This is a genomic window from Bordetella sp. 02P26C-1 (assembly GCF_009763255.1).
GTDB lineage: Bacteria > Pseudomonadota > Gammaproteobacteria > Burkholderiales > Burkholderiaceae_B > Bordetella_A.
On record NZ_WSJB01000025.1, the window covers coordinates 117199 to 141113 of the forward strand.

The 23915-nt window shown below is 60.4% G+C and carries 17 protein-coding genes; 11 read left to right on the forward strand and 6 right to left on the reverse strand.

Going from position 1 to position 23915, the window contains the following annotated elements:
* The first annotated feature begins 52 nt into the window (after positions 1-52).
* From polA to GOQ28_RS15485, 3 genes are all read left to right on the forward strand, one after another.
* Positions 53-2770, forward strand: a complete 2718-nt coding sequence (polA, locus tag GOQ28_RS15475; protein ID WP_160357105.1) for a DNA polymerase I — start codon at positions 53-55, stop codon at positions 2768-2770.
* Positions 2771-2835: 65 nt separating this feature from the next.
* The gene (locus tag GOQ28_RS15480) at positions 2836-3726 is read left to right on the forward strand and encodes a ZIP family metal transporter (protein WP_160357106.1); all 891 of its coding nucleotides are present in this window, start codon (positions 2836-2838) and stop codon (positions 3724-3726) included.
* Positions 3727-3830: 104 nt separating this feature from the next.
* A complete protein-coding gene (locus tag GOQ28_RS15485) occupies positions 3831-4619 on the forward strand; it encodes a dienelactone hydrolase family protein (RefSeq protein WP_160357107.1) in 789 nt (262 codons plus the stop codon).
* 42 nt (positions 4620-4661) lie between these two features.
* Here GOQ28_RS15485 and GOQ28_RS15490 read toward each other — a convergent pair whose 3' ends face one another.
* Positions 4662-6323, reverse strand: a complete 1662-nt coding sequence (locus GOQ28_RS15490) for a Na/Pi cotransporter family protein (protein ID WP_160357108.1) — start codon at positions 6321-6323, stop codon at positions 4662-4664.
* 145 nt (positions 6324-6468) lie between these two features.
* On the opposite strand from GOQ28_RS15490, the gene GOQ28_RS15495 reads away from it, so the two are divergent.
* Entirely contained in the window at positions 6469-7860 is a 1392-nt protein-coding gene (locus tag GOQ28_RS15495) for an L-serine ammonia-lyase (RefSeq protein ID WP_160357109.1), read from the forward strand.
* Positions 7861-7939: 79 nt separating this feature from the next.
* On the opposite strand, the gene lpxO is transcribed toward GOQ28_RS15495, so the two are convergent.
* A complete protein-coding gene (lpxO, locus tag GOQ28_RS15500; protein ID WP_160351166.1) occupies positions 7940-8839 on the reverse strand; it encodes a lipid A hydroxylase LpxO in 900 nt (299 codons plus the stop codon).
* Between the two features lie 138 nt (positions 8840-8977).
* Between lpxO and GOQ28_RS15505 the strand changes: the two genes are divergently transcribed.
* The 6 genes from GOQ28_RS15505 (at position 8978) to GOQ28_RS15530 (ending at position 17931) form a co-directional block, all read left to right on the forward strand.
* Complete coding sequence (locus GOQ28_RS15505) at positions 8978-10351, forward strand: ankyrin repeat domain-containing protein (RefSeq protein WP_160357110.1); 1374 nt, start codon at positions 8978-8980, stop codon at positions 10349-10351.
* A gap of 157 nt (positions 10352-10508) precedes the next feature.
* Positions 10509-14000, forward strand: coding sequence for a DNA polymerase III subunit alpha (dnaE, locus tag GOQ28_RS15510; protein WP_160351168.1), 3492 nt, complete (start codon positions 10509-10511; stop codon positions 13998-14000).
* Positions 14000-15100, forward strand: coding sequence for a glycosyltransferase family 4 protein (locus GOQ28_RS15515; RefSeq protein WP_160357111.1), 1101 nt, complete (start codon positions 14000-14002; stop codon positions 15098-15100). The genes dnaE and GOQ28_RS15515 overlap by 1 nt, the downstream gene beginning before the upstream one ends.
* A 48-nt stretch (positions 15101-15148) precedes the next feature.
* Positions 15149-16000, forward strand: a complete 852-nt coding sequence (locus tag GOQ28_RS15520; protein WP_160357112.1) for a polysaccharide deacetylase family protein — start codon at positions 15149-15151, stop codon at positions 15998-16000.
* Positions 15997-16746 carry a glycosyltransferase family 2 protein gene (locus GOQ28_RS15525; RefSeq protein ID WP_160357113.1) on the forward strand — a complete coding sequence of 250 codons (750 nt, stop codon included), beginning with the start codon at positions 15997-15999 and terminating at the stop codon, positions 16744-16746. Before GOQ28_RS15520 ends, GOQ28_RS15525 begins: the two co-directional genes overlap by 4 nt.
* 9 nt (positions 16747-16755) lie before the next feature.
* Positions 16756-17931 carry a glycosyltransferase gene (locus GOQ28_RS15530; RefSeq protein ID WP_160351172.1) on the forward strand — a complete coding sequence of 392 codons (1176 nt, stop codon included), beginning with the start codon at positions 16756-16758 and terminating at the stop codon, positions 17929-17931.
* Positions 17932-17985: 54 nt separating this feature from the next.
* Here the strand turns inward: GOQ28_RS15530 and GOQ28_RS18665 are convergent, their stop codons facing one another.
* From GOQ28_RS18665 to GOQ28_RS15540, 3 genes are read right to left on the reverse strand one after another with little or no spacing between them, the layout of a single operon-like run.
* Positions 17986-18255 carry a YkgJ family cysteine cluster protein gene (locus tag GOQ28_RS18665; protein WP_236844384.1) on the reverse strand — a complete coding sequence of 90 codons (270 nt, stop codon included), beginning with the start codon at positions 18253-18255 and terminating at the stop codon, positions 17986-17988.
* Positions 18256-18257: 2 nt separating this feature from the next.
* On the reverse strand, positions 18258-19022 hold the full coding sequence (locus GOQ28_RS15535; RefSeq protein WP_160357114.1) for a YdcF family protein: 765 nt from the start codon (positions 19020-19022) through the stop codon (positions 18258-18260).
* 22 nt (positions 19023-19044) lie between these two features.
* A complete protein-coding gene (locus GOQ28_RS15540; protein ID WP_160351176.1) occupies positions 19045-19941 on the reverse strand; it encodes a glycosyltransferase family 9 protein in 897 nt (298 codons plus the stop codon).
* A gap of 133 nt (positions 19942-20074) precedes the next feature.
* Between GOQ28_RS15540 and msbA the strand changes: the two genes are divergently transcribed.
* The gene (gene msbA / locus GOQ28_RS15545) at positions 20075-21850 is read left to right on the forward strand and encodes a lipid A export permease/ATP-binding protein MsbA (RefSeq protein ID WP_160351174.1); all 1776 of its coding nucleotides are present in this window, start codon (positions 20075-20077) and stop codon (positions 21848-21850) included.
* Between the two features lie 195 nt (positions 21851-22045).
* Here the strand turns inward: msbA and rng are convergent, their stop codons facing one another.
* Positions 22046-23509, reverse strand: coding sequence for a ribonuclease G (rng, locus tag GOQ28_RS15550; protein WP_160357115.1), 1464 nt, complete (start codon positions 23507-23509; stop codon positions 22046-22048).
* Between the last annotated feature and the right edge of the window lie 406 nt (positions 23510-23915).

The following is a 23915-nucleotide window of genomic DNA, read 5'->3' on the forward strand; positions in this document are numbered from 1 at the left end:
AATCACCGGTATCTGCTTGCCGGCGGGCGTCTCTATTACTGCCTTTTTAACCATGAAGAAAACCTTATTACTGGTAGACGGTTCGAGTTATCTGTACCGCGCTTTCCACGCTATGCCCGATTTGCGCAATGCGCAAGGCGAACCTACGGGCGCGCTCTATGGTGTCGTGAATATGTTGCGCAAGCTCGTCTCCGATCATAAGGCAGATTACGCAGCCTGCATTTTTGATGCCCGGGGCGGTACCTTTCGTGACGACCTTTATTCGGACTACAAGTCGCACCGTCCGCCCATGCCCGAGGACCTAGCAGCACAAATCGAGCCCATCCATCGCGCGGTCAGGGCCCTGGGCTGGCCCGTGCTGGCCGTCGAGGGCGTCGAGGCCGACGATGTCATCGGCACCCTCGCGCACCAGGCCGCAGGGCAGGGAATCCACACCATCGTTTCGACCGGGGACAAAGACCTCGCGCAACTGGTCAACGAGCACGTGACGCTGGTCAACACGATGAGCGGCGAAGTGCTCGATGTCGCCGGTGTACAGAACAAATTCGGCGTCCCGCCCGAGCGCATCGTGGACTATCTGATGCTGATTGGCGATACGGTGGACAACGTGCCCGGCGTGACCAAGGTCGGCCCGAAAACCGCCGTTAAATGGCTTTCCGAATTCGGTACGATCGACGCGCTGATCGCGCAGGCCGACACGATCAAGGGCGTGGCGGGCAACAATCTGCGCGAGGCGATTCCGATGTTCCCGCTGACGCGTCAATTGTTGACCGTCAAGTGCGACTGTGACCTCACCGGCCATATTGCATCGTTCACGGATCTGGAGCCCAAACAGCCCGATGTCGCCACGTTGCAATCGCTATATGAAACCTATGGCTTTCGTACCTGGCTACGCGAAGTCACCGGCGACACGCAACGCGTCCCGGAAGGCGACGCCCGCGTCATCGCCGAGGCCCCAGCCGCCCCGGCTGAGTTGCGTTATCAAGTCATTGCCGGCTGGCCGGCTTTTGACGAATGGATGGCGCTGGTCGCCGAGGCGCCCCTTGTCGCCTTGGATACCGAGACGACGTCGCTCGATGAAATGCAGGCCAGTCTCGTTGGTGTCTCTATGTCCGTCGAACCCGGCGTGGCCTGCTATATCCCGCTGGCGCACCGTGGCCCGGATCATCCTCAACAGTTGCCCAAGGCCGAAGTGCTCGAACGCCTGCGCGCTTGGCTCGAAGACCCCGCCAAGCCCAAGTTGCTGCATCACGCGAAATACGATGCGCACGTGTTCGCCAACGAGGGCATTGCGCTTGCCGGTATTCAAGACGACACGATGCTGCAAGCCTACGTGCTGGAATCTCACCGCACCGTGGGCATGGCGGATCTGGCGCAACGTTATCTCGGCCGCAGCGGCGTCACCTACGAAGAACTCTGCGGCAAAGGCGCCAAGCAAATCTGCTTTGACGAGGTCGCCGTGGATAAGGCTGGCCACTACGCCTGCGAAGATGCCGATTTCACCCTGCAGCTGCATAACGCCTTGCGTCCCCGCGTGGCCGCTGATGCGGGGCTGGAGCGTATCTATCAGCTAGAGATTGAGGTCTCGCGCGTGCTGATGATCATTGAACGCAATGGCGTCAAAGTCGATGCCGAAGAGCTCGGCCGTCAGAGTCATCGCCTAGGCCAGGAAATGCTCACCCTCGAGCAACGCGCCTACGAGTTGGCCGGTCAGCCCTTCAATCTGAATTCGCCCAAGCAACTTGGCGAAATCCTTTTTGGCCGCATGCAGCTGCCGGTCGTGCGTAAGACCGCAAGCGGCGCGCCGTCTACTGACGAAGAGGTGCTCACCAAACTGGCTCAGGACTATCCTTTGCCGCAGGTGCTGTTGGAATATCGCGGCATTTCCAAGCTGAAGTCGACCTACACCGACAAGCTGCCGCGCATGATCAACGCGCGTACCGGACGCGTGCACACCCATTATTCGCAAGCCGCCGTCATCACGGGTCGACTCGCATCCTCCGATCCCAACTTGCAGAACATCCCGGTGCGCACCGAGGCAGGGCGCCGCGTGCGTGAGGCGTTCGTCGCGGAAAAAGGCTTGCTTGTCTCCGCGGACTATTCACAAATCGAATTGCGCATCATGGCCCACGTGTCCGATGACGCGAATCTGCAGCAGGCATTCGCGGCGGGCGAGGATATTCACCGCGCCACGGCATCCGAGATTTTTGGCGTAGCGCTGGCCGACGTCAGCTCCGAGCAACGCCGCGCGGCCAAGGCGATCAATTTTGGCCTGATCTACGGCATGGGGGTGTTCGGGCTGGCGTCCAACCTTGGCATCACCCGCGACGCTGCGCAAGCCTATATCGATCGCTACTTTGCTCGCTACCCGGGGGTTGCCCAATACATGGAAACCACCCGTCAATTGGCCCGTCAGCAAGGCTATGTCGAAACCGTGTTCGGTCGTCGATTGCAACTGCCGGACATTCGCGCGGCCTCGGGACCGCGCCGCCAGGGTGCCGAGCGCGCGGCGATCAACGCCCCCATGCAGGGAACCGCGGCCGACCTGATCAAGATGGCCATGGTCGCCGTGCAAGACTGGCTCAGTGCTGAAAAACTCGCGACCCGCATGATCATGCAGGTTCACGATGAATTGATACTTGAGGCCCCGGAAGACGAGCTTGATGTCGTTCGGGCGCGCTTGCCAGAGCTCATGTGTGGTGTAGCAACGCTGCGCGTGCCGCTGGTGGCCGAAGTCGGGGTGGGCGCCAACTGGGAACAGGCGCACTAACGCGTAGTGGGAGGCGTTAAAGTGTAATGATATAATATTACTTTACGCTTCCTCATTACCTCCCCATGTTGCTCGTTTGGATCTTGCTGGCGACCATCGCCGGCGGCCTGATCGCTGTATTGATCGCCAGCTGGCTGGCCTACCGCGTATTCAGCAAGTATCTCCATCACATGGTGAGCCTGTCAGTGGGCGTGCTGCTCTCTGTCGCCTTGCTGCATTTGCTGCCCGAGGCATTCGAGACTTCCGAGGCCGACGCGCATACGCTGTTTGCGCTTTTGCTCGCCGGCATTTTGGGTTTTTTCGTCCTGGAGAAAATTGCGCTGCTGCGCCATAGCCATCATCACGAGGGGGATGGCCATCACCATCATCATGGTCACGATCGCCATGAGGCGGGGCGGGGTGGGGTGTTGATCCTGGTCGGCAGCTCACTGCATAACCTGTGTGACGGCGTGCTGGTGGCCGCGGCGTTTCTCACCGATCCGATCCTCGGTGTGTTGACCGCCACCTCCATCATCGTGCATGAGGTTCCACATAAGCTGGGCGACTTCGTGGTGCTGCTCAATGCCGGCATCGCTCGCCGCAAGGCATTTCTCTTGATATTGTTCACCAGCCTGTGTACCGCCCTCGGTGGCGTGCTTGGCTACACGGTCTTGCAGCAAGCACAGACGATTATTCCGTACGTACTGGTTGTTGCCGCCAGCAGCTTTCTTTATATCTCGGTCGCCGACCTGATTCCGCAAATGCACGAACGTGGGTCGCTTCGCGAGGCAGGGCCTCAACTGATCCTCGTAGCGATTGGCGTGGTGCTTATCTATGGCGTGACTTCATTCATGCATCACGGACATGATCACGGGCATGGCCATGATCACGACCATGGCCATCTCCACCAGATCGAGCACAGCGACCACGATCACGACCACGCACATGAACATCGCGACGGGCACCGGCCTCGCTAAAGGGTTCGCCGGCATGACTGGAAATTGCGCTAGCCGCCGTGGTCAACTACATTTCTAGCTGAGGCCCGCCGTGTCGGCGGCGTCATTAGCATAGGAGTGTCGTCATGAGTTTTGCGCCCGCGGCTGGCCAGCCCAGGGATACCACGATTCACACCGATAGCACAGGCCTGGAACAAGGCATGTTCGATCTGCCTGTCAAGGACGGCACGATCGCAGCCTACTATGCGGCCCCGCAGAGGAAAAAGAATGCGCCGGTCGTACTGGTCATTCAGGAGATCTTCGGCGTACACGAGCACATCAAGGATATTTGTCGTCGCCTGGCCAAAGAAGGCTATTTCGCGGTGGCGGCCGAGCTCTACCAACGCCAGGGCGACCCTTCGACCTACACAGACATCCCGAAACTGATCTCGGAAATCGTCGCCAAAGTCCCGGACGATCAAGTCTACGCCGACCTCGACGCTTGTATCGAGTGGGCTGGGAAGCAAGGCGCCGATGCAACGCGGGTAGGTGTCACCGGCTTCTGCTGGGGTGGCCGTCTGACGTGGATGTATGCCGCGCACAGCTCCAAGGTCAAAGCAGGCGTTGCCTGGTACGGCAAAGTCGCTACCGGTCATGGTCCGCTCATTAAAGAGCAAGTGTTGGATGTCGCCGCGCAAACGCATGCGCCGGTGTTGGGCCTGTATGCCGGGCAAGATGCCAGCATCCCGCTGGACACGCTAGACGCGCTGCGCGACAAGCTGGCCCAGGGCAACGAGGCCGCGCGCGCCTCGGAAATCGTGATCTACCCGCAGGCAGACCACGGCTTCCTGGCAGACTATCGGCCCATGTACCGCGAGGTCGATGCACGCGACGGCTGGCAGCGCATGTTGGCGTGGTTCCAGCGCTACCTGTAGAGCGGTCAATCGTCGGGCTTCCCCTAGGGAACCCGACGCCACTCAATCGTTGGCTTCGCGCAAACGGCTGGGCAGAAGCTCGCCGTGCCGGGCCAGAAGCGGATACGCCGCTGCGCCCACCAGGTGCGAGTTGATGCTCTTCATGTCGCGCAAAATGTCCAGATACAGCGACCCGATCTCGGCGGCGTCAATCTGGCCGGATTTGATCTTCTCCAGATGGGCCTCGGACTCCTCGATTTCCATCCGGCGAAATCTCGACTTCTCGCCTGCCAGTTCACGCGCCTGCGGGATGTCTTCGTTGATGAACAGCGCCGCGGTTTGACGTTGATTGGAGATCAGCTGCACCAGGGTCGCGTCGAGCCGCTCTCGCTGCTCTGGCAACAGCGTCCATCCTTGTTTGCGCAGTCGGTTGATGTGCGTGAGCAGGCCATGGTGCGTAATATCGGCGGCATGGCCAATATTTGTGGCAAAGGCCAGGATGTCCTCCATACGCTGGGCGTCTTCCCGGGTCATGTTCTCACGGTCTAGTTGCGCGAGATAGGTGGTGATCGCGGTTTCAATCTTGTCCACGGCGTTGTCGAGCTGTCTGGCCTGCACCATCCGATGGCGGTTATCGCGTTTGAACCCGGCACGCGCATACAGCAATAGAGTCTGCAGCATGTCGGCCATACGTAATGCCTCGCGAGCGGCGTTGCCCAGAGCAACCGCGGGAACATCATGGGCGGATTCGTCCAGATACTGCGGTCGCGAGGGATCATTAGGATCCGTGCGTTTGGGCAGCCAACGGGTCAACAACGCCGCGTATGGCGTCAGTAATGGCAAGAACACCAACGCGATCGCAAGGTTGAAGACGGTGTGGAAATTCGCCACCAGTCGGGCGTCATTGCCTCCCATCGCATGCATCCAGTCCGGCAGCCAAGGCAGCAGCAGCAGCCCGACAATCACCCCTAGGATGCGGGTGAGCAGATTACCCAAGGGCAAGCGACGCGAGGCAGGATCGTCGCCCGTGACTCCTTCGATCATGGGATTAATCGCTGTGCCCAGATTGGCGCCCAACACCATGGCCAATGCCATCGCGGGCGTCACCAGATGGTTATCGGCAAGCGACATGGTCAGCACCACGATGGCCACGCTAGAGTGTGCGGCCCACGTCAATGCTGCGGTCAACAACACGGCGGCCACCGGTTGACTGGCCAACGCGCCCAGGATCAGACCGAAGAGCGGTGCGTCCTGCAGCGGCGAGAACAGCTCAACCAGCTGGTGCAAAGACAGCAGCAATAGCCCCAACCCAATGAACACCCGCCCCAGATCTCGCGCGCGTCCGGCCGGATAATGACGGAACATCCACACCCCAACCAGAATCAATATCGGTCCGAGCTGCGTCAGGTCGAAAGAAAGCACCTGCACGATCAGGGTCGTGCCGACGTTTGCGCCCAGCATGGCCGCCAAAGCAGGCGCCAACCCGACCAGACCGCCAGCGGCGAAACCCGTGATCATCAGACCGGTCGCTGTACTGCTCTGTAAGGCTGCCGTGATGCCCAGGCCTGTGGTGAATGCACGCAGCCGCGTCCCTAACGCTCGACCTAGCGCCGCGCCCAGCGCCGCGCCAAACGCGCGCTGCACGCCCGACTGCACCATGTGCACGCCCCATAACAACAGAGCGACATAGCCTGCGAAATCGAGTAGGGCAATGAGTCCCGACATAATTAACCTAAAAATTCCATGAAACCGAGGGCCGGGGTGTTCCCGGCCGATACGTCACCCGAATCATCGCACGACGCGGGATTTGGCGGGTGTCTTTCGCCGCCGCACTGGGTATGATAGGCAACTTGTTACTTCGAGGTGTGTCGTGGCGGTATCGACGTTTGACCTTTTCAAAATCGGCATTGGGCCGTCCAGTTCCCATACAGTCGGGCCCATGCGCGCCGCATTGCTCTTTGCACAGGGGCTCGAGCGTGACGGTTTCCTGGCGCGTACCGCCACGGTTCGTGCCGAGCTCTATGGCTCGTTGGGGGCCACGGGTAAGGGTCACGGCACCGACAAAGGCGTTATGCTGGGACTGATGGGGCAGGCGCCAGACACGGTGGATCCTTCAGCCATTGCGGGCATGTTGCAAGCGGTACGCACGAGCAAGTCGCTCTCTGTGCTGGGCCGGCATCCGGTCCCGTTTATCGAAAAGGACCATATCCTCTTTTATCGCCGGGAGGCCTTGCCCGAGCACCCGAATGGCATGATATTCCATGCCCTCGATCGCGATGGACAGTCGCTACGGCAATCCCGCTATCTGTCAGTGGGCGGCGGATTCGTCGTCACCGCCGGTGCGCCTAACAGCCAGGTCATCGCGGCGCACGATAAGCTTCCCTTTCCCTTCCGTTCCAGTCGCGAGCTGCTCGCGATGTGTGAGGCCGAATCCTGCACGGTCGCTCAGTTGATGATGCGTAACGAGCTGGTGTGGCGCACCGAGGCCGAGGTACACCGCGAACTCGATCGCATCTGGCAGGTGATGCAGGACTGCGTGAGCCGCGGCTGTGGCATTAACCATCCCGAGGCCGATGGCGATCTACCTGGGCCACTTCGGGTGCGCCGCCGTGCGCCTGAACTCTACCGCAGCCTGACGCTACGCGCTGAACGCACGCTTGCTGACCCTTTGTCGGTAATGGATTGGGTCAACCTCTACGCCATGGCGGTCAATGAAGAAAATGCAGCGGGCGGTCGCGTCGTCACCGCGCCCACCAATGGCGCCGCCGGCATCATCCCGGCGGTCATGCATTACTACGACCGCTTCGTGCCCGGCGCCAATATTCACGGTATTCGCGACTTCCTGCTGACTGCGGCGGCCATCGGGCTGCTTTATAAATACAACGCTTCGATTTCAGGCGCCGAGGTTGGCTGCCAGGGCGAAGTCGGCGTGGCGTGCTCCATGGCGGCCGGCGCGCTCGCCGCGGTGTTGGGCGGAACCGTGCAGCAAGTCGAGAACGCAGCCGAAATCGGCATGGAACATAATCTGGGCCTGACCTGCGACCCGGTCGGCGGCCTCGTGCAGATTCCCTGTATTGAGCGCAACGCCATGGCTTCCGTAAAAGCGGTTAACGCGGCGCGCATGGCACTACGAGGCAATGGTCAGCACTACGTTTCGCTGGATTCCGTCATCAAGACCATGCGCGAAACCGGCGCCGACATGAAAACCAAATACAAGGAAACCGCGCGTGGCGGGCTGGCGGTCAATATCGTCGAATGCTAAGCGGCTGGCCGTGGCCAAGCGCGAGGCGATGACAACTGCATAGACCACAGCAAAGGCCTCGCCGCCTGTTTTTACCCGGTCACATCGCGAGAAACGCCGCCACCACCAGGACGATCAACGCGATCTTGGTGATCTTGTATACCGTACGATTCCACGCCTTGAACTGCTTGCGCTTTTGATCCAGTGCCCAGTGCGCGTGGGTCAGCTTATTGATGGCGCCTGTCTGGTCCTTCGCGTCATTCGGCGAGCTCGCTGCAGACATCACGACGCGGCCAAACCAGCGGTTGAACGCCTCGGCCCAGCGCCATTTCAGCGGACGCTCTACATCGCAAAACAAGATGATGCGATTGGCTTCCGACTGGTTATGCGCCTCATGCACATACGTCTCGTCAAACACCACGCTTTCGCCATCGCGCCAGCTATACGTTTCGCCGTCCACAATGATGTGGCAACGGTCGTCGTTGGGCGTGGCCAATCCCAGGTGATAGCGCAATGAACCGGCAAACGGATCTCGATGTTTGTTCAGTTTGCCCCCCGGTGGCAACTCGGCAAACATGGCTGCTTTGACCTTGGGCAAGCTTTTCAGAATGGCGACAGTGCGCGGGCATAATTCTTCGGCCGAGGGATGCCGGGCGTCATACCATTTCAAATAAAAACGCTTCCAGCCGTATTTGAAAAACGAGTTGAAGCCGATGTCATCGTGCTTCTCCGCCGCCTTGATCCGGCGCAGTTCCGCCATTTTCAGGGCTTCGTCGCGGATGACCTCCCAATTGTCATCCAGCACCTTCAGTTCCGGGATTTCCCGCGTAGGCAAATAGGGTGTGGTCGGCACCCGCGAGCACAGCACCATAAACGCATTGACCGGCGCGAGCAGCACGGACTGGTCCAGCAATTGCCGCGACAGGCGCAGGCGTACGCGGCCTCTGAAGTGCGCGAACAGGATGGCGGCCAGCCAGATTCCGGGGATCAGCCATTTCATGATGCAAAGCTCCAGCGAGCCAGAAATAGAAAATAGGACATTTTCTCATAGCTGGCTGTTTGGCGCCGACGGCGGGCGGGAAGGCGCCAGTTGCCTGGAACTACGGGGGGGTGAATGTCACTCAGGATGCATTGCACGGTGTCGACCGACCCACCAACCCCAACCAACCCCAACCAACCAGGAGAATTCATGGGTGTTTCTATCAAACCCGCCTTTTCGCACGATTATTTGTCTCGCGTGCTGCCGCAGCCGGATGGACCGAAGATGTCCGGTTTGCAGGCCGAAATGCCTCTCGGCTTGCAGGCCGAAACGTATCCCGGCGTGCAGTCCAAAATGAATCCCGCCGCGCAGGCTGCGGCATATCCTGCCGTGACCGGCGCCGATCTATTTGATGCGATCTTCAAGGAAGACAACGAGTTGATCGCAGGCTGGCTAAAAAATAACCAGATTAAGAAAGACGCACTTTGCGCAACGGACACACAAGGCAGAACACTGCCAGTCTATCTGACCAGCGTAACCAAAATGTCCCTCAGTAAAGAGGTTCGGGTGGCGCTGATTAATATGGTGCCGCAGGAACTTATTGATCAACCGGACGCAAAACAACGCACACCGTTGCTGCTGTCTGTCTCGCTTACCTCGCAGCCCGAGCTGACCGACGCGTTGCTGCGCAGGGGCGCCAACCCTAACGCTAGGGATGCAAATGAGAAGTCCGTACTGATGTATTGCGCGGAGAATCCACTCGCGGAGGATCAAGTACGTTACCTGTGCCGCCACGGTGTGCACTTGAATGCCAAGGATGCTGAAGGACGCACCGCCTTGCATTACGCCGTGATGAACGGCACCTGCCCTATCGTGCCCGAACTCGTCGCCGCCGGGGCCGACAAGTACGCGCAGGACATCTACGGTAAGACACCCATGCAGATTGCCGAGGAGCAGGCCCGCGCTGATGACGACGACTATAGCGTTCTCCCGGTCTTGAAAAAATCGAGCACCGAGCTGTTGGCCGCTTTCGGCGCAATTTTTGGAGACGGCTTTCGCGCCGATCTGCTGAAGGCCTGCACGCTGTCCTGGGAGACCCTGTCGGAGATGGCCGAGTACGCGCGCAATGTTGTGCAAGCCTGGACGCCAGCGATCTTCGGCGAAAACACCATTCAAGAGCGCGTTATTCAAGCCGAAAACGCGAAAGCAGAGGCCGAGGCGGCCAGCCAGCCCGAGGAACCTGTCGAGGAAATTTTTGCCGACGAGACGGTTGTCCCTGCGCGGACCACCGTGGAAAGTCGCCTGGACGAGATCGTCGACGAAGTCACCATCGAACAGGGTATCGCCCAAGCTCGCATCGAAGACGTGCTTGAGGACGTGGCCGACATCGTGGCTCAAACGCTTGCTTCACAAGCCTCTCCTGTGCCGACCGTCGTGACCAAGAGCGCGCAAGAGACGGCCGCAACCGCGACGAGCGCTGAGCCAGCCGAAGAACCGTTCGACCTCAAATCGTGGATCCAGATGGTGCGCTGATAGGCTGATAGGCGCGAGCTAGGCATACTGAGCGCGCACGACGATATCGCAACACGTCGCGAACGTATCGCGTCTTCCCTTCCCGCCCTCGCAGACATCGCCCAGGGCCGCTACACAGCTGCCGCCCCGACCCTGCCCGACTAGGTACAATTCTGGGATGTCTGAAGCCGTCATCCCCAAGCCTGCCTTTGTTCATCTGCGCGTCCACTCCGAGTTCTCGGTGGTGGACGGCATTGTGCGTATCCCTGACCTGATCAAGCGTGTTGCTCAGTTTGGTCAGCCCGCTGTCGCACTCACGGATCTGTCTAATATTTTTGGCCTGATCAAGTTTTACAAAGGCGCGCGCGGCAAGGGCGTCAAGCCCATCGCGGGCTGCGACGTCTGGCTGACGAATGACGAGGATCCCGACAAGCCGTTTCGCCTGCTGCTGCTGGTTCGCAACCACCAGGGTTACCTTAACCTCTGTGAACTGCTGACTCAGTCGTTTTTGACGAATCAGGGACGTGGCCGCGCCGAGATCCGCCGCGAATGGCTCAATGGCCGTGAGGGCCTGATCGTGCTGTCGGGCGGCCGCGCGGGCGATATCGGGCATGCTTTGGACGCTGGCAATGCCGTGACAGCGCTTTCGCTGGCACGGCAGTGGGGACAGATGTTCCCAGGCTCGTTTTATATCGAGCTGCAACGCAGCGGCGCCGATGGCGACGAAGCCTATACGCAGGCTGCCATGCGCCTGGCGGCGGAGGCTGGCTTGCCGGTCGTCGCCACGCACCCCGTGCAGTTTCTCGATGCGACTGAATTCCAGGCTCACGAGGCGCGGGTGTGTATCGCCCAAGGCGAAATTTTGGCGGACCCGCGCCGGGTGCGCCGGTTCACCAAAGAACAATACCTGCTTAGCTCAGAGGAAATGGCGCGCCGGTTCGCCGACGTGCCTTCCGCGATCGAGAACACGGTAGAAATCGCCAAGCGCTGCAATCTGACCTTGGTGTTAGGCAAGCCGCGCTTGCCCAATTTCCCCACGCCGGACGGCGTTTCCTTGGACGATTATCTCGTTCAACTTTCCGAAGAGGGCTTGGAAAAGCGTCTCGCGTTTTTGTTCCCCGACCCGGAAGTCCGCGCGTCCAAGCGGGATCAATACTACGAACGCCTGCGTTGGGAATGCAAAACCATCATCCAGATGGGCTTTCCCGGCTACTTCCTGATCGTTCAGGACTTTATCAACTGGGGTAAGCAAAACGGCGTGCCGGTAGGCCCCGGCCGGGGTTCCGGCGCGGGCTCGCTGGTGGCCTACGCGCTGGGCATTACCGACCTCGATCCTATTCGTTACGACTTGCTGTTCGAGCGCTTCCTGAACCCGGAACGCGTTTCGATGCCCGACTTCGATATCGACTTCTGTCAGGACAATCGCGAACGCGTCATCGACTACGTAAAGATGAAATACGGTCGCGATGCGGTGAGCCAGATCGCGACCTTCGGTACGCTGGGCGCCAAGGCGGTGGTACGCGATGCCGGTCGGGTGCTGGACATGCCCTATCTGTTCTGCGACGGTTTATCCAAGCTCATTCCCTTCAACCCGGCTGACCCGTGGTCGCTGGACCGTACTTTGAAGGACGAACCGGCGTTCAAGGAGCGCTACGAGCAGGAAGAAGAAGTCCGCGCGCTGGTCGATCTGGCCCGTCCGCTGGAGGGGCTGACCCGCAACATCGGCATGCACGCGGGCGGCGTTCTCATCGCCCCGGGCAAGCTCACCGACTTCTGCCCGCTGTATTGCCAGCCGGGCCAAGAAAACAGTGCCGTCTCCCAGTTCGACAAAGACGACGTCGAGGCAGCCGGCCTGGTCAAGTTCGACTTTCTAGGCTTGCGCAACCTGACCATTCTGGATTGGGCAGTGCGTTACGTGCGCCAATTCAACCCCACCAAGCGCGATTTCGACATCATGGCGCTGGAGCTGGACGATCCGGCCGCCTACAAAATCCTCTGCGACGCCAACACGACCGCCGTATTCCAGCTGGAATCGCGCGGCATGAAGGAGCTGCTGAAAAAGCTCAAGCCCAGCAACTTCGAAGACATCATCGCTATGCTGGCCTTGTATCGTCCCGGCCCGCTCGAATCCGGCATGGTGGACGACTTCGTCAACCGTAAGCACGGCCGCGCCGCGGTCGACTATTTCCACCCCGATCTGGAAGGCACGCTCAAAAGCACGTACGGCGTCATCGTCTACCAAGAGCAGGTGATGCTGATTTCGCAGATCATCGGGGGCTACTCGCTTGGCGGCGCCGACCTGCTGCGTCGCGCCATGGGCAAGAAAAAGCCCGAGGAAATGGCCAAGCACCGCGAGCTCTTTGAGAAGGGTGCGAAAGAAAAAGGCCACGACCCCGATCTCGCCATCAAGCTCTTTGACTTGATGGAAAAATTCGCGGGCTACGGCTTTAACAAATCGCACTCGGCCGCCTATGCGCTGATCGCCTATCAAACCGCCTGGCTCAAAGCCTATCACCCGACCGAGTTCCTGGCCGCCACCATGTCCTCCGACATGGACGACACCGACAAGGTGCAGGTGTTCTGCCGCGACGCGCAGGACAATGGCGTGGTCGTGTTGCCGCCGGACGTCAATGCCTCGGGCTACCGTTTCGCGCCGGTCGAGGACGAATACACCGCCCAGGGCAAGCCGCCGCGCACAATGCGTTACGGCTTGGGGGCCGTCAAGGGCACCGGCCAGGGCGCCGTCGAGGAGATTCTGCGCTCACGCGAAGCCGATGGTCCGTTCACCAACCTGTTCGATTTCTGCCGCCGCGTGAACAAACACGCGGTCAACCGTCGCACGATCGAGGCACTGATCCGTGCCGGCGCGTTTGATTCCATCGAGCCTAACCGCGCCGCCATGCTGGCATCGGTCGGCACCGCCATGGAAGCCGCCGAGCAAGCCGCGCGCAGCGCCAACCAGGCCTCGCTATTTGGTGATGATAGCGGCGAGGTGGTGGCCGGCGAGCTCAGCAAGGTCGCGCCCTGGAACCTCCACACCAAGCTGACAGAAGAAAAGGCCGCTCTCGGGTACTACTTCAGCGGCCACCTCTTCGATCACTGGCGCGACGAAGTGCGCCGCATCGTACCGATGCCTCTGGCGCGCATCGAGCCGCAGCGTGATCTGCAATGGATGTGCGGCGTGCTTGCCGGCGTGCGCACCATGATGACCCGGCGCGGCAAAATGGTGTTTGCTGTATTGGATGACGGCACCGCTCAGCTCGAGATATCCGTCTTCAACGAGCTCTACGAAAAACATCGCGCCCGTCTGCGCGAAGACCAGCTCATCATCGTCCAGGGTAAAGTCAGCAACGACGACTATTCCGGCGGCATGCGCATCGTCGCCGAACAGCTCTATGATTTGCAGCTCGCGCGCGAGGCGCGCGCCAAGGCGCTGCGCATCAAGCTCAACGGTCAGGCTGACGCAAAGCGGCTTTACCAACTGCTTAATCCGTTCCGCGCCGAACCCGAAAACGGCATTCCGGGCGTACCCGTCGATATCGTCTACGCGCGTGATCATTACCAATGCACCGTGCGGCTGGGCGAAGACTGGCGCGTGCGCATGGCCGATACGCTGCTGGAAAATCTGGCATCCTGGGCGAACCCCGATGGGGTAGAGGTGACTTACTGATGGAACCGTTACGTATTCTTCATACCGAAGCGGCTGTCGCCTTCGGCGGCCAGGAACATCGCATCTTCAAAGAGATGCACGCCATGCGCGCACGCGGCCATCACGTCGAAGCCCTGTGCCAGCCGCAGGCGCAACTGGTTCCGCGCCTGCGTGAAGCCGGCTTTACGGTGCACACCGTGCCCATGGGCGGATTGGTGCGATACCTCAGAGGCGTCGTCACGGTCCGGCGTATTCTTGTGGAAGGCCGCTACGACGTGGTCAACACGCATAGCCGCATCGACACCTTGATCGCGGGCACCGCAGGACGCCTGGCCGGCACGCCGCTCATTGTCCGTACCCGCCACTTGGCCAGCAAAGTCGGCTCGTTGCTGTCATACACTTGGCTGCCGCATCGCGTCACCACCGTTAGCGAATACGTTCGACGGTACTTGATCAGCCGTGGCGTGCCCGCTGAACATACCGCCACCTTGTATTCCCCAGTGGTTCTGCCTCCGCCTGTTGAGCATTCGACCTTGCGCGGCGAGCTTGGGCTGTCCGAAGACGACATCGTGGTCGGCTGCGTCGCGGTCATGCGCGCCGCCAAGGGCCATAAAAACCTGATCGATGCCATCCGTCCGCTGATGGCCACGCGCCCTAATCTGCACATGGTCTTTGTCGGTTCGGGTTCGCCGACGTTTGAAAACACCCAGGCCTATATTCAACAACTAGGCCTGCAACAGCGCATCCATCTGATGGGCACGCGCCGCGACGTGCCGAATCTGCTGGCCGGATTCGATCTGTTCGCGCTGGCGACCGAGCAGGAGGCCTCCGGTACCGTTTTCGTCGAGGCCGAAGCCGCCGGTTTACCTGTCATCGGCACCGACGTCGGAGGCGTGTCCGAAATGATGCGCGATGGCGAAACCGGCATCCTCGTGCCCCTGCACGACGAGCGCGCCCTGCGTGGCGCCTTGGAGCGCCTGATCGACGATCCTGATTTGCGCCATCGGATGGGCGAAGCCGGTCGTCGCATGGTTTGGGAAGAGGGCGTATTCTCGCCGGCACGCTTGGCTGAAAACACCGAGGCCATCTATCGCAAATGGCTGGCCGAGCGCCGCGGCTGATCGAGCCCGAGTCACCAATCCAGCCAGCTCCTCACACCACCGACCATCATGTCCAACGCACCGAATATCCCGGTATTGATGTACCACCATGTCAGCCCCTGCGGGGGCATGATCGCTGTCACGCCCGAGGTGTTCGAGCAGCAGATCGCCGGCCTCGCACGCGCCGGATATACCGCCTTGGGCACCGAACAGTTGGCGCAGTATTTGGCTGGCGGCTCCGTGCCGGAAAAGTCGGTCTTGATCACCTTCGATGATGGTTATCTGAACAACTGGACCTACGCCCATCCGATCCTGCAGCGCTATGGCATGAAGGCCATCCTGTTTCTGATTACCGGCTGGGCAGGCGAGGGCGAAGTGCGTCCCCATGCAGGGCAGGGCAAGCCTGTGCCGCGCTCACCCGACCATCATGAAAGCAAACGTCTCGTCGCCGAGGGGCGTACCGACGAAGTCATGTTGCGTTGGAGCGAGGTGCGCGCCATGATCGAGGCCGGCACTTTCGAAGTGCATTCACATACCCATACCCATACGCGCTGGGACAAGGAATGCGGACCCGATGTGGCCGCCAAGCGCACCCACATCGCCAAAGAACTGGCCGATTCTCGCGCCGCGCTGGTGCGCGAGCTCGGCGGCGTGAGTGACCATCTGTGCTGGCCGCAAGGTTATTTCGACGTCGACTACGTCGAGGCCGCGCGCGAGGCCGGTTTCAAATACCTCTACACCACCGATGCGCTGGGACAGAACTTGCCCGGCACCGACCCCGAGCATATTTACCGTTTCGCCGTCCGTAATTTGGGCGGCTCGTGGTTGAACCGACGTATCTGGATGTCGCGCCATCCCGTGATCGGGCCGCGCTACCACGCGTGGAAAGCGTGGAAAAGACGCATGAGGAACCGCGCATGAAGCTCTCGGTCATCATCATCACCAAGAACGAGGCCCGCCACATTGTGGGATGCCTGGAATCGGTGGCCTTTGCCGATGAATTCATCGTGGTTGATTCCGGCAGTACCGACAATACCGTGGCGCTGGCGCGCGACTTCGGCGCCACGGTGTTGGTGACCGACGACTGGCCCGGATTCGGCCCGCAGAAAAACCGCGCGCTCGATCTCGCGACCGGCGACTGGGTGTTATCGATCGATGCCGATGAACGCGTGACACCCGATCTGGCGCGAGAAATACAAGAAGTCCTGACGAATCCGCAGGCGGATGCCTACGAGATCGCGCGATTGTCGGATTTCTGTGGCCGTTTCATCCGGCATAGCGGCTGGTGGCCGGACCACGTGCTACGACTATTCAAACACGGCACGGCGCGATTCACTGATGCGGCTGTTCACGAACGCGTCGTGCCTCAGGGGCAGGTTTTGCGCCTGAACGGCTATTTCGAGCACTATCCCTACGACAATCTGGACGCGCTCATCAACAAGGTGAATCGTTACTCTTCCGATGCGGCAGCCATGATGTACGCCCGTGGCAAGCGTGCAACCATATTTTCGGCGCTTGGTCATGGATTCTGGACCTTTATCCGTATCTACCTGATCCGCCGAGGCTTTCTCGACGGGCGTCATGGGCTGGTACTGGCCGTCACCGCCGCCGCAGGCAGCTTCTTCCGTTATGCCAAGCTCAGCTTCATGTCTGACGCGGCCGAGTAAACCGATTCCGTGAAAATCCTCTACACCAATTTTCACCCGCGTAACGGCGGCGGTCACGCCACCTACGTCACCAGTTTGGCGCGCGCCTATGCCGGCGACCACGACATCAGCGTGGCCACGCCGGACACCAGCAGACTCTTTCGCTACGTCAGCGCCATACCCGGCGTGCGCGCCATCGGCATGCGCTTTTCCACGCGCCCGTCATCCTGGTTCGGCGAACGCGCGGCCTTGCGTCGCTTGATCGCCCAAGAGCGTTACGACATCATCCACGTCAATGGATCGGCTGACCACAAACAGGTGATGCTGGCCCTGATCGGGCTGCGCCATCGGCCACGCGTGGTGTTCACCAAACATAACGACCACCCGCTGCAGTCCTGGGGACACCGCTTGCGCGCGGCACTCGCGACGGATCACGTGATTGCGGTTAGCGACTATGTCCGAGATATGCTTCTCGCATCACCCTACCAGCGGTTGCCCATTACGACGATCCGGCATGGTATCGACACGGATTACTTCGCTCCACTTGCTGTAGCCGGCGATGAGGCGAGTGGGCGGTTGAATGCCTCAGCCGATTCATCCGTGTCTGCCAGCGAGCGCATTCGTGCTTTGAAAGACCAGTATTTCGGGCCGGGCTGGCAAGATTGCCTGCTGTTTGGCAGTGCGGGCGGCACCGACTATGACAAAGGCTGGCTCGACCTCGTCAGCGCGGCTGGCACCTTACCACCAGCACTACGCAGCCGTATCCGGATCCTGGTCGCAGGCGACCTGCCCAACGACGACAAGCGCGCCCGCGTAAAAGCCGCTGGCATGCAAGACCAAGTGGTTTTCCCCGGGTTGTTGGACGATGTGCGCGACGCACTGGCCTGCTGCCACGTCGGGTTTGTGCTTTCTTACCGCGAGGCGCTTTCCTACGCCTGTCGAGAAGTCATGTCCCTCGGTCTGCCAGCGTTGGTCAGCAACGCCGGCGGCTTACCGGAAAATGTGACCGACGGCCATGATGGCTGGATCGTTCCCGTGCGGGATACGGCCGCGATCGCTGAGCGGCTGCGCTGGATGCTGCAGGACCCGGCGCGTGTCGCACAAATGGGCGCCGCCGCTCGCCGCACCGCGGTTGAGCAATTCGGGCTGGCGCGCTTTGCCGCCGCCACGCTTGAGGTCTACGGTCAAGCCTTGCGCGGAAACTAGCAGATCGGCTGTGACACTGGCGACGCGGAACTAACCCCCGACTTCACCAAGGCGCTAAGCCGGCGCCGTTTCCCGTTCCAATCGTGTCAGCCAGACCATCGCTTCTTCACGACTCTGGCCGCACATTTCCAGCGACGGCTGCAGCCCCGAACAGCATGACGGCCTGTCGGGTTGCCCGAATATCCGGCACCGCTTGGCCTCATCCAGTTGAACACAAGGCGTGCCCGCCGGCTTACCCCCAGGCATGCCCGGAATCGCGCTCGAAATCGATGGCGCGGTACAACAAGCCCCGCAATCAGGTCGGCATTCCACAACGCTGACCATCCTCACACCCAACCGCGCAGCCAATACACGAGCAGCCCGGCATATTCCTTGATGATGCTGCGGCTGGCTTCCAGCGTACGCATATGCGGCATCCAAGGCGACACGGAGCCATCCGCCGGCAACACGATCTGCGGAGGCGTCGATGCCGGGATCGCCGGAATTCCTTGCTTGGAAAACGCCGCCATGGCGCGCGGCATATGAAGTGCGGAGGTCACCAACAGCACTTGCCTGACCCCGTGTTCCTTGAGCTCTTCCTCAGTCTGCGTCGCGTTCTCATAGGTAGTACGGCTGGCGTTTTCAAGCAGCAGCGCCGTATCCGGCACGCCTTGCTGCTTCAGTACATGGGCCATGCCGCGCGCTTCGCTGACATCGCCCTCCAGCGCCCCACCGGAAAGCACAATTTTTGGCGCACGACCCGCGCGGTAGAGGTCCAGTGCCGTATCCACACGCACGATGGCGGTGTCCTTGTCGTACGGCAGAAACCAGTTTGCCCGCCCGTTCGCGGTATTACCCCCTAACACCACAATAGCGTCAGCCGTAGGCAGCTCAGCTGCCGCCACATGCGGATATCGCGCCTCCAGCGATCCGCCCAGCCACAGCGAGGTGACGGGCAGGGACCAGGCCGCGACCCAAATTATCCCTGCCGCCGCCACCGCCGCGCCCGTCTTGCGTAGGCGAAACAGCCCCAACACAAGACCAACCACGAGAAGGGCAATGCAGAGATTTTGCGGAATGATCAGGTTTGCCAGGTAATTCGTTACAGTCATGGATTAATCCCGTCAGACGGGGTCAAAGCAGGCGGCGGACTTCTTGTTCCACCTCGTTGGCAGCAGGCCAAGCGCCTTCGGCGCCCATACATATAGCGCGCGATGCCCAGGGCCCCGTGCGTTCCGGGTTCGTCACGCCGAATAACGTCAACTGGCGGGCCTCGGCGGCCGCTGCGACATGCGACACTCCCGAATCATTGCACACCACCAAAGCGGCGCGCCGGGTCAGCGCGGCAAACACCCCAAGCGACACGGATGGCAACAGTTGAGCCGTTGGAGCATTGCGCCGCGATTCCTCCACCTCGGACGGAGGAGGGCACATTACCACGGTATGCCCACTCGCTTGCAAGCCCCGCGTTAATGCGTCGAAATGTGGCCATACTTTGACCCGCCCCTTATGTAACCCCGTGGCGGTAGGCGCGATCAGTACAAATGGGGCGTCCGTTAAACCTGCCTGCCGCAACATGGTGTCGGCAGCTTCCTGATGCGCCTGCGTGATAGGCAAATCCAAGGTTTTGGGCGGATGCTCGGACCCTGCAGGCAACCCCCACGCGGACAGCGCTTGCCGGGTCAGGTAGTACCACGACTCCACCGCATGCAGCCGCTGCGTCGGCTTCGACACTGGCCATCGCAGCAACAAGCTGCGCCCATCGTCCCGGTATCCCGCAGTGGGCACGCCCGCCAGCCGAAAAACCGCAGCGCTCGAGAGCGAATCAGGCAGCGTCAGCCCGTAGCATTGCTTGATGCCCGTCTTGCGTCGGTGCTCCCGCACCGCCCGGCTATCTTCGCGCCATTTCCCCCGCATCGGAATGAAATCCTGCATCGGAACGCCCGCCAACAGATCGCGCGCCCACGGCCGGGCGCACACCACCAGCTGCAGTCCCGTGGACCCCGCCAACGCCAGGCTCGGCAAGCTCATACAAACGTCACCCACCCAGTTAGGCAGGCGGACATACAGGCAGGCGGTGTTAGATGTGGACAAACTGCGGTTCCTCGGTCAACGCGGGTGAACGGTACAATCCCAAGCATAATTGTATTAAAGCGAGTCCTCCTTGAATTCTGCTTCACGTCACGCTCCTGCCGGATCACATCCCGTGAAGGCCGAGCTATGGAAACGCGTCTATAGCCGCGTCGGCTCCTACTGGAAAGGCCTGTTGCTGGCCATTCTGCTCATGGCGGGCGCCGCCGCCACGCAGCCCACGCTGGCCATTATCATGAAGCCCCTGCTCGACGACGGCTTCACCGGCACCCGTCCGTACTACGTCTGGGCCATTCCATTAGCCGTAATCGGTCTGATCTTTCTAAGAGGCGTTTGTAATTTCTTCAGCGACTACTTGCTGGCCTGGGTGGCCAACAACGTCCTGTTGGGAATGCGGCGCGACATGTTCGAGCGTTTGCTCGGTCTGCCCGACTCCGACTTTAAACGCGGCGACACCGGCAGGTTGCTCAACCGGTTCACCATCGACGCGGGCAACGTCACTGGCTATGCCACCGACGTGATCACGGTGCTGGTTCGCGAAACGCTGGTCGTTATCGCGCTGATTTGCGTCTTGCTCTACATGTCGTGGATGCTCACGCTGATCATTCTGGTCATGCTGCCCGTCTCGGTCCTGATCGCCCGCGTCTTTATCCGTCGCCTGCGCCGCATCAACCGCGAAACCGTCAACATGAACGCCGAGCTCACTCGCGTGGCGAGCGAGGGCATCAACGGTCAGCGCGTCATCAAGCTGTTCGACGGTTACGAAGCCGAGCGCGGCCGTTTCGCTTTCGTTAATGCCCGCCTGCGTCGTTTTGCCATGCGCACCGCCACGGCGGACGCCGCCATGACGCCGTTGACCCAGGTCTGCATCTCGATTTCCGTGGGGGCGATCATCGCCGTGGCCCTCAGCCAGGCCAATAACGGCACGCTGACCGTCGGCAGCTTTGCGTCCTTCATGGCCGCACTCGCCCAAATCTTCGATCCGATCAAACGCTTGACCAACCTCGCCGGCAAAATGCAGAAAATGCTGGTCTCCGCCGAGAGCGTGTTCACCCTGATCGATCAGGAACCCGAAGCTGATACTGGTAAACGCACTCTACCCGAGCCAGTCCGTGGCCGGGTGGAGTTCCGTGACGTCACGCACCGATTCCCCGATGCGCAGCGCGATACCCTGCACGATGTGTCATTCCGGATAGAGCCCGGCCAGACCGTCGCCTTAGTCGGGCGTTCGGGCAGTGGCAAGACGACGCTCGCCAATATGCTGCCGCGCTTCGTGCTTCCCGACACCGGCTCAATTCTCATCGACGATGTGCCGATCAATGATCTGACGCTGCGCAGCCTGCGTTCGCACTTATCCTTGGTCAGCCAGGACGTCGTTCTGTTTGACGACACGATCGCGGCCAACGTGGGCTACGGTGTTTTGGGCGAGGCGAGCGATCAACAAATACGCGACGCCCTCGAAGCCGCCAATCTGCTCGAATTCGTAGAGCGCCTGCCTCAAGGTATCCACACCCCCGTGGGTGAAAACGCCGCGCGCCTGTCGGGTGGCCAGCGCCAACGACTGGCCATTGCACGTGCCCTGATCAAGAACGCGCCCATCCTCATCCTGGACGAAGCCACCTCCGCCCTGGATAACGAGTCCGAGCGCCAGGTCCAAGCGTCGCTCGAACGCTTGATGAAGGGCCGCAGCACCCTGGTCATCGCCCACCGTCTCTCGACGGTGCAAAACGCTGACCGCATCATCGTGCTCGACGAAGGCCGCATCGTAGAGCAGGGTGCTCACGCCGAACTGCTTGCCATCAACGGGCTTTACGCCTCGCTCTATAACATGCAGTTCCGCGAAGACTGACGCCGTTTTGAAGAGCGGTGAATCAAGCGCCAGCGACTTTCCACTCGCTGGCGCTTTTTATTTGGGGCCTATTTACGTGTGGGGGCGCTTTTCATCCGGGTCTGCAGCGACGTGCGTGGACGCCTACGCCTGTCCCGCGCAGACTTCGCTGCCTTTCCGTTCAGAGACATTGAAAAGCAGCGCCGCTTCCGACATTCAAACTAATATGATGTCGTATTGCTCCTGCGAGTAAGCGGTCTCCACCTCCAGCGAAACCGGCTTGCCGACAAAATCACCCAGCATCGCGAGGTGCTGACTCTCTTCCTCCAGTAGCAGATCCACCACCTGCTGTGAGGCCAGTATGCGGAACTCACGCGGGTTGAATTGACGCGCCTCGCGCAAAATTTCCCGCAGAATTTCATAGCACACCGTGCGCGCTGTCCGCACATGGCCGCGCGATTCACAGGTCGGGCAAGGTTCGCATAGTTGATGCGCTAAGGAATCCCGGGTGCGTTTACGCGTCATTTCCACCAGGCCTAGCTGCGTAAAGCCATTCACCGTCATCCGGGTGCGGTCACGAGAGAGCGCTTTTTTCAGCTCGGCCAGCACCGTATCGCGGTGCTCCTGGTCTTCCATATCGATAAAGTCCAGGATCACAATCCCACCCAGATTGCGCAGGCGCAATTGGCGCGCGATAGCCTGTGCCGCCTCCAGATTGGTTTTGAAGATCGTGTCGTCGAAATTCCTACCACCGACAAAGCCGCCCGTATTCACGTCCACCGTCGTTAGCGCCTCGGTCTGGTCGATGATCAGATAGCCACCCGACTTAAGATCCACACGCCGCGACAGCGCCCGCGCGATCTCCGTGTCCACATTTGCCATGTCGAATAGCGGACGTTCTCCACTATAGTGTTGAATCCGATCCGCCACCGAAGGCGTATAGAGCTGCGCCCATTCCTTCAGCGCCGAGGTTGTACTGCGGGAATCCACCAGAATACGATTCGTCTGCGGGCCCACCATGTCGCGCAGTACGCGCTGCTCCAGCGTCAGGTCCCGATGTAGCAGGGCAGGGGCAGGCTGCGTACGCGCCGCCGCCTGTACCGAGCTCCAAAGTTTGCGCAAATAGTCCAGGTCCGCGCTCAGCTCAGCATCGGTTGCGCCCTCCGCCTGCGTGCGCACAATCAACCCACCTTTTTCTTCCTCGGGGATCAGCGCCTGCAGCCGTTCGCGCAACTGATTGCGTTCTGCCTCGGAATCGATCTTCTGCGAAATGCCGATATGCGGATCATGCGGCAGATACACCAGCATGCGCCCGGCGATACTGATTTGCGTGGAAAGCCGTGCCCCCTTGGTGCCCAGCGGATCCTTGATCACCTGCACCATCAAGGTCTGCCCTTCGAAAAGCAGCTTTTCGATTGGCGTGGGTGTCAGCCCCTGGCTACGCTCGCTACGGTTCTCTCTCAGATCCGCAATATGGATAAACGCCGCGCGCTCCAGGCCAATGTCAACAAAGGCACTCTGCATCCCCGGCAACACCCGGACGACCCGCCCAAGATAAATATTCCCGACATGGCCCCGCTGGATACTGCGCTCTACATGGAGCTCCTGAACTGCGCCTTGTTCGACCAGGGCAACACGCGTTTCGAAAGGCGTGACGTTGATGAGAATATCTTCTGTCATGGACTCAGCAGGTAACGTGGAAGCAGTTGGAATAGTAAACGGTGGCGGAACGGCCGTCCCTGATAGATACGTATCTATATATACATATATAGCGAACGTACGCATATTGCGCTGATGTCTACACAGCATAGAGCTGGCGCAGCGAGATTAAAGGCGCCGTGTTGGCGTAGCGCTGCGAGCAATGAACGGCCGATCCCGCGTCTTACGCACCCAGCAGAAGAAATATTGAAGTTTTTCGTCCGATTTGCCACAGGCCTCAAAATTCGTGTATAGTCTCGTTCCTTCGCTGCTCGAACACGAATTAACGGGTTCAGGCGGTGGGGCCGAAGTGATAACGCAGTAAATTCCGCGACGATGATTATTAGAGATCTAGTTGCACCGAATTTAAAAAGTGTGTTAATATTTC